At 72.2% G+C, this 6,744-nt stretch carries 7 protein-coding genes; 5 read left to right on the top strand and 2 right to left on the bottom strand.

From position 1 onward, the window contains the following. Positions 1–266: 266 nt before the first annotated feature. From KS423_RS34335 to KS423_RS34320, 4 genes are all read left to right on the top strand, one after another. The gene (locus KS423_RS34335; protein WP_224283666.1) at positions 267–1,490 is read left to right on the top strand and encodes an FAD-dependent oxidoreductase; all 1,224 of its coding nucleotides are present in this window, start codon (positions 267–269) and stop codon (positions 1,488–1,490) included. A 45-nt stretch (positions 1,491–1,535) separates the two neighbouring features. Beyond that, positions 1,536–2,291 carry an alpha/beta fold hydrolase gene (locus tag KS423_RS34330; RefSeq protein ID WP_224283665.1) on the top strand — a complete coding sequence of 252 codons (756 nt, stop codon included), beginning with the start codon at positions 1,536–1,538 and terminating at the stop codon, positions 2,289–2,291. Positions 2,292–2,328: 37 nt separating this feature from the next. Next, positions 2,329–2,967: a hypothetical protein gene (locus tag KS423_RS34325; protein WP_224283664.1), complete on the top strand. Its 639-nt coding sequence runs from the start codon at positions 2,329–2,331 to the stop codon at positions 2,965–2,967. Between the two features lie 100 nt (positions 2,968–3,067). Continuing rightward, the gene (locus tag KS423_RS34320; protein WP_224283663.1) at positions 3,068–3,862 is read left to right on the top strand and encodes a nucleoside-diphosphate sugar epimerase; all 795 of its coding nucleotides are present in this window, start codon (positions 3,068–3,070) and stop codon (positions 3,860–3,862) included. Positions 3,863–4,038: 176 nt separating this feature from the next. Here KS423_RS34320 and mqnP read toward each other — a convergent pair whose 3' ends face one another. Then, complete coding sequence (gene mqnP, locus KS423_RS34315) at positions 4,039–4,944, bottom strand: menaquinone biosynthesis prenyltransferase MqnP (protein ID WP_224283667.1); 906 nt, start codon at positions 4,942–4,944, stop codon at positions 4,039–4,041. Continuing rightward, complete coding sequence (locus tag KS423_RS34310) at positions 4,932–6,389, bottom strand: menaquinone biosynthesis decarboxylase (RefSeq protein ID WP_224283662.1); 1,458 nt, start codon at positions 6,387–6,389, stop codon at positions 4,932–4,934. Before KS423_RS34310 ends, mqnP begins: the two co-directional genes overlap by 13 nt. 92 nt (positions 6,390–6,481) lie before the next feature. Here KS423_RS34310 and KS423_RS34305 point away from each other — a divergent pair. Next, positions 6,482–6,744 (top strand): PLD nuclease N-terminal domain-containing protein (locus KS423_RS34305; RefSeq protein WP_224283661.1); only part of this gene is annotated, 263 nt, incomplete at its 3' end.

The following is a 6,744-nucleotide window of genomic DNA, read 5'->3' as shown; positions in this document are numbered from 1 at the left end:
GCCCGCCGGACGGCCTCGTCCAGCGCGGCCCGGGAGCCGCCGAGCCGGCGCAGCAGCGTGCTGCGGGAGATGCCGGCCGCCGCCGCGATCGCCGTCAGCGGCACGTCCGCGACGTCCTGGCCCCGTTCCCCTGCCGCCGCGAGGGCCGCTGTCACCAGATCCTTCATATGGAGCATCGTACTACTTGACACCTGAGACGGTTCCAGAGAGTCTCTATATGCGAGTTCCATACGGGAGGTCGCGAGCGGAACCGAGGGGAGAGAGCCATGAGCGTCGTCATCTCCGGGGGCGGACCGGCCGGCATGATGCTGGGCCTGATGCTGGCCAGGGCGGGGGTCGAGGTGACCGTGCTGGAGAAGCACGGCGACTTCCTGCGTGACTTCCGCGGCGACACCGTCCACGCGTCCACCGTGCGGCTGATGGACGAACTGGGGCTGGGCCGGAAGTTCGCCGCACTGCCGCAGAACCGGCTCGGAAACTTCGTGGTGCCGGTGCCGGGCGCCGGCCGGGTCGCGATGAGCGCCTTCGAGAAGCTCCCGGCGCCGTACAACTACATCGCGATGGTCCCGCAGTGGGACCTGCTCGACTTCCTGGCGGCGGAGGCGAAGCAGGAGCCCACCTTCACGGTGCGGATGAACACCGAGGCCACCGGGCTGATCAGGGAGCACGGCCGGGTGGTCGGCGTCCGCTACCGGACCCGGGACGGCGACGAGGGCGAGGTCCGGGCCGCACTCACCGTCGCCGCCGACGGCCGGAACTCCACCCTGCGCCGGGAGGCGGGGCTGGCGCCCGAGGAGTACCCGGTGCCCTTCGACGTCTGGTGGTTCCGGCTGCCGCGGCGCGCCGACGAGCAGGCCGCACCGCCCGACCTCGCCCCGAGCTTCGGGGACGGCGAGATGGCACTGAGCCTCACCCGCGAGGACTACTTCCAGATCGCCTACTTCAAGCCGAAGGGCACCGACCCGCAGCTGCGCGCCGAAGGCATCGAGCGCTTCCGCGCCCGCATCGCCCGCCTGATGCCCCAGTACGCCGACCGGGTCGACCAGTTGGCGGGCATGGACGACGTCCACCTGCTCGACGTCAGGCTCAACCGGCTGGACCGCTGGTACGTGGACGGGCTGCTGCTGATCGGCGACGCCGCCCACGCGATGTCCCCGGCCGCCGGGGTGGGCATCAACCTCGCCGTCCAGGACGCCGTCGCGGCCGCCGCCCTGCTCGCCGAACCGCTGCGCCACGGCCGCCCGACCGTCGCGGCCCTGGCCCGGGTGCAGCGCCGCCGGTGGCGACCGACCGTGATCATGCAGCGCCTGCAGCGGATCCTGCACCACGTGATGTTCGAGCCCGTCCTCACCGGCCGCCGGGTCGGCCCGCCCACCCGGCTGGTGCTGCTCGCCCGTTACGCCCCCGGCTTCCCCCTGCTGCTGTCCCGTCTGATCGCCTTCGGCCCGCTCCCCGAACACGCCCCGGCCTTCGCCCGGCGCGGCGCCTGAGCCCCACTCGTTCGGGCGGGCGGTTCGCGGGGAACGACCGTTGGCATGACGATCCCTCACCGCTTGACCGGCACCGGCGACCACCACGTCCTGGTCCTGCACGACTGGTTCGGCACCAGCGCGGGCTGGGGCCCGTTCCTCGACTACCTCGACGGCGGCGCCTTCAGCTACGCCTTCCTCGACTACCGCGGCTACGGGCAGCGCAAGGACGTCCCCGGCACGTACACGCTCGCCGAGATCGCCTCCGACGCGCTCGCCCTGGCCGACCAGCTCGGCTGGGACCGCTTCTCGCTGGTCGGCCACTCGATGGGCGGCAAGGCGGCCCAGCAGGTGCTCGCCGAGGCGCCGCTGCGGGTGCGCAAGCTGGTCGGCCTGGCCCCGGTGCCGGCCGGGGCGTACCCGCTGGACGAGGCGGGCGAGGCGCTGTTCTACGGCGCCGCCGAGGACCGGGAGAAGCGGTTCGCCATCCTGGACCTGGTCACCGGCCGACGGGCCGGCCGGGTCTGGCTCGACCACATGGTCGACCAGTCCCTGCGGCTGTCCACCCCCGAGGCCTTCGGCGGCTACGTCCGCGACTGGACGACGGCCGACCTGGAGCGCCGGATCGACGGCAACCCGGTGCCGGTCAAGGTGATCGTCGGCGAGCACGACCTCGCCCTGACCGCCGACGTGATGCGCGGCACCTTCCTCGCCCACTACCCCAACGCCGATCTGGAGGAGCTCGGCGGCAGCGGGCACTACCCGATGTACGAGGCCCCGGTGGCCCTGGCCGCCGCCCTGGAGGGCTTCCTGCACAACTGAGGCCACCCTACCGGGGCTTCCGTATGATCCGGTGATCATGACCGATCAGGAACTCTGGCACCGGCTGGACCGCATCCGCCACCAGCGCGGACTCCTCACCCCGGGCGAGCTGATGCTGCTCGCCGACCAGGGCGTGGTGGTCCTCGACCCGTTCTCGGCGCTGGTCTCGCGGCGGGTGACACTGCGGGCGGAGACCGTCCTGCACCCGGGCGTGGCGATCGAGTGCGACGCGGACAGCAGCTGCACGCTCGGCCCGGGCGCCGTCCTGCACGGCGGCACCCGGGTCGTCGCGACCGGCGGCGGGCGGATCACCATCGGGCGGCGCGCGCAGATCGGCGAGGGCGGCGCCGTGATCAGGGCGGGGGCGGGCGAGAGAGTCGAGCTCGGGGACGAGGTCAGGATCACCAACGGCGCCGAGCTGACGGGCGGCTGCCGCCTCGGCGCCGGTGCCCAGATCCTGGGCCCGATCTCCGCCCGCGCGGTCGAGCTCGCCGCCGGCCGCCCCCACACCCACCCCGACCCGGACGGCCGCGGCGGCGTCCTCAAGGGCCACGGCCGTGCCCGGGGCATCCGCGTCGGCGTCGGCGAAGTCGTCAACGGCAACGGCGACTTCGCCACCGCCCCACTCGAACGCCAGCGCACCTACCACCCGGAGGCGCCCCGGTTGAGCAGCTGACCGCCCGCGCGGGAGTCGGCGCGCGCCGGGTAGACGCTGACGCATGGACCCGATACCCGTGCACATTGGGCGTCTCATCCTTCTCGCTTACGTTCGATGCATGACAGATAAGCGAGTTGACGGCACGCCGCCAGTGCTGGTGATCGGCGTCTCCGGGGCGGTCGGGCGGCATGTCGGGCTGCAGCTCGCGGCCTCCGGCCTACGGGTACGGACCCTGACGCAGCGGGAGTTGCTCGACCCGGCGTCGCTGGAGGCGGCGGTGCAGGGTGCGGGCGCGGTGCTGCTGGGGTGGCCGTCCCCGACGGCGGACGGGGCGACGGAGGCCGTGGGCGTGCTGGCCCGGGAGGTCGGGCGGGTGGTGTTCCTGTCGTCGGCCGTTCCCGGCCGGCCGGACGGCGGGATCGAGGCGCTGCTCGCCCGCAGCGGGATACGGCACACGGTGCTGCGGGCGCACGGCTTCGCCGCCGCGCTGCAGTGGGCCGAGGAGATCAGGGCCGGGGGTGCGGTGCAGGGCTACGGCGGTGCGGCCGGGCTGAATCCGGTGGACGAGCGCGACATCGCGGCGGTGGCCGTCCGTGCCCTGGTCGAGGACGGCCACGACGGCGCCCGGTACGTCCTGACCGGCCCGGAGTCACCGACGCAGGCCGAACAGGTGGAGATCATCGGCGCGGCCGTCGGCCGCCCTGCCACGTGGCAGGAGATCCCCCGCGAGACCGCCCGCCGCCGGATGTCCGCCACCGGCCGGCCCCCGGCCGCCGTCGACGGTGCCCTCGACTTCCTCCACGCCCGCATCGCCGCCCCGGAGCCCGCCACCACGACGGTCCAGGACCTCACCGGCCACCCCGCCCGCAGCTTCCACGCCTGGGCGAAGGATCACGCGGCCCTGTTCCGCTGAGCCGGCCCGCTCGATCCAGCGGCTCAGTACCGCCGGTGGATGACTCCTCACCCGTCACGGCGAGGACGAGCGACCGGGCTGGACCCGGCTGACCACCCTGATCGAGCGGAAGGTGCGGGCAGCCGGCATCAACGTCCGGTAGGGCACCGGGGGGAGCCGACGCGGCCGGACGGGGATCAGATCCCGAGCCCGCGCACGACCAGGTCCACCAGCGCGAAGAAGAACAGCGAGATCCCGACGAAGCTGTTGGTCTGGAAGAACGCCCGGTTGAGCCTCGACAGGTCGTTCGGCTTCACGATGGTGTGCTCGTACACGAACGCGCCCGCGACGACCACCAGGCCGATCCAGAACGCCACTCCGGCATCCGTCAGGACCGCGAACCAGCCCAACAGCAGCGTCGTCAGGACGTGGCACACCCGCGCGCCCCGGATCGCCGCCGGCACGCCGTACCGCGCGGGCACCGAGCGGACCCCGTTCTCGCGGTCGGACCCGACGTCCTGGCAGGCGTAGATCAGGTCGAAGCCGCCGATCCAGATGCCGACCGCCGCACCGAGGACGACCGCGTCCCACGACCAGCTGCCCGTCACCGCGAGCCAGGCGCCGACCGGCCCCATCGCCTGGGCCAGGCCCAGGATCGCCTGCGGGAAGTCGGTGAACCGCTTGCCGTACGGGTAGACCACCATCGGCACCACGGCGACCGGCGCGAGCGCCAGGCAGAGCGGGTTGAGCATCGCGGCCGCGCCGAGGAAGACCACCAGCGCGACGGCCGAGCCGGCGTACGCGGTCTTCAACGACACGGCGCCGGTGACCAGTTCACGCGTGGCCGTGCGCGGGTTCCGGGCGTCGATCTCGCGGTCGATGATCCGGTTGGCGGCCATGGCGAAGGTGCGCAGCCCTACCATGCAGACCGTGACGACGAAGAGCTCGCCCCAGTGCACCCGCTTGTCCGCGAGGAACATGGCCGTCAGTGCGGCGATGTACGCGAAGGGCAGGGCGAAGATCGAGTGCTCGATCATCACCAGCCGGAGGAACGCCTTCGTGCGGCCGGGAGTCTCGATCGCAGCGGTGCTCACAGTCCGTATTCCTTCCAGCGGCGCGACACCAGCGCGGCCGTCGCCGGGTCCGAGGACACCATCTCGGGCCAGCCGCCGTCCCGGGTGTAGCCCTCCTCGGGAAGCTTGCGGGTGGCGTCGATGCCGGCCTTGCCGCCCCAGAACTGCTGGTACGAGGCGTGGTCCAGGTGGTCCACCGGGCCCTCGACCACGGTGAGGTCGCGGCTGTAGTCGACGTTGCCGAAGGCCCGCCAGGCGACTTCCTGGTAGTCGTGCACGTCGCAGTCGGAGTCCACCACGATGATCAGCTTGGTCAGCGACATCATGTGCGCGCCCCAGATCGCGTGCATCGTCTTCTGGGCGTGCTTGGGGTACTTCTTGTCGATCGAGACGATCACGCAGTTGTGGAAGCCGCCGGCCTCGGGCAGGTCGTAGTCGACGATGTCCGGGACGATGATCTTCAGCAGCGGCAGGAAGAACCGCTCGGTGAACTTGCCCAGCGGGCCGTCCTCCGTCGGCGGGCGGCCGACCACGATGGACTGGAGGATCGGGCGGCGGCGCATCGTCACGCAGTCGATCTTCAGTGCCGGGAACGGCTCCTGCGGGGTGTAGAAGCCGGTGTGGTCGCCGAACGGGCCCTCGGGCAGCATCTCGCCGGGCTCCAGCCAGCCCTCGATCACCACCTCGGCGTCGGCCGGGACCTGGAGCGGCACCGTCTTGCAGTCGACCATCCGGACCCGCTCCCCGGCGATGAAGCCGGCGAAGAGGTACTCGTCGATGTCCCCGGGCAGCGGAGCGGTGGCCGCGTAGGTGACGGCCGGCGGGCAGCCGAAGGCGATCGCGACCGGGAGGCGCTCGCCCCGCTTGGCCGCCACCGCGTAGTGGTTGCGGCTGTCCTTGTGGATCTGCCAGTGCATGCCGATGGTGCGGCGGTCGTGCCGCTGGAGCCGGTAGAGGCCCAGGTTGCGGATGCCGGTGTCCGGGTCCTTGGTGTGGGTCAGGCCCAGGTTGAAGAAGGAGCCGCCGTCCAGCGGCCAGGTGAAGAGGGCGGGCAGCTCGTCCAGGTTGACGTCGTCACCGGTGAGCACGACCTCCTGCACCGGGGCGTCGCCGGACTTCACGTGCCGGGGCGGGACGTGCGCCATCGAGGCGAGCTTGCCGAAGGCGTCCCGGAAGCCGGTGAAGCCCTGCGGCAGCTCCGGCTTGAGCAGGCCGGCGATCTTCTCGGAGATGTCGTCCGGGCCCTTGAGCCCGAGCGCCTTGGCCAGCCGCCGCTCGGTGCCGAAGACGTTCATCGCCAGTGGCATCGACGAGCCCTTGACGTTCTCGAAGAGCAGTGCCGGCCCCTTGGCCTTCTGCACCCGGTCGACGATCTCGCCGATCTCCAGGTGCGGGTCCACCTCCGCCTTGATGCGCTTGAGGTCGCCCTCGCGGTCGAGGGCCCGGAGAAACGAACGGAGATCGTCGTATGCCATGCATGTCAGTATCCGCCACCCGATAGCCTGGCTCGGTCAAGGGCCCCTGGAAGGCGCCCGCCGCCGCCGTCGCCCGGGGGGAGATCCCAGCCGTGCCGAGGATTCTTCTGACCATCGTCCTTCCGCTCGCGCTCTGGGTCTGGGCGTTCGTGGACTGCCTGACCACGCCCGAGGACGAGGTGAAGCACCTGCCCAAGGTGGTCTGGGTGCTGATCGTGCTGCTCTTCCCGCCGCTGGGCCCGATCGCCTGGCTGATCGCCGGCAAGCAGCGCGGCTTCCTGCGGGCCGCGCCCGCCGGGGCCCGCCCGGGGTACCCGGCCGACGACCGCCCGGGCCGCACCGCCCCGCGCGGCGG

The sequence above is a fragment of the Streptomyces sp. LS1784 genome (assembly GCF_020103755.1).
Classification (GTDB): domain Bacteria; phylum Actinomycetota; class Actinomycetes; order Streptomycetales; family Streptomycetaceae; genus Kitasatospora.
Note: the sequence above shows the minus strand (reverse complement) of the source record. Positions and strands in the feature narration are given on the sequence as shown.

What these genes read in the sequence shown, in the direction of transcription:
- KS423_RS34320 (WP_224283663.1), top strand. Translation starts at nt 3,068, where the DNA reads ATGACAGATAAGCGAGTTGACGGCACGCCGCCAGTGCTGGTGATCGGC.
- KS423_RS34310 (WP_224283662.1), bottom strand. Translation starts at nt 6,389, where the DNA reads ATGGCATACGACGATCTCCGTTCGTTTCTCCGGGCCCTCGACCGCGAG.
- KS423_RS34325 (WP_224283664.1), top strand. Translation starts at nt 2,329, where the DNA reads ATGACCGATCAGGAACTCTGGCACCGGCTGGACCGCATCCGCCACCAG.
- KS423_RS34335 (WP_224283666.1), top strand. Translation starts at nt 267, where the DNA reads ATGAGCGTCGTCATCTCCGGGGGCGGACCGGCCGGCATGATGCTGGGC.
- KS423_RS34330 (WP_224283665.1), top strand. Translation starts at nt 1,536, where the DNA reads ATGACGATCCCTCACCGCTTGACCGGCACCGGCGACCACCACGTCCTG.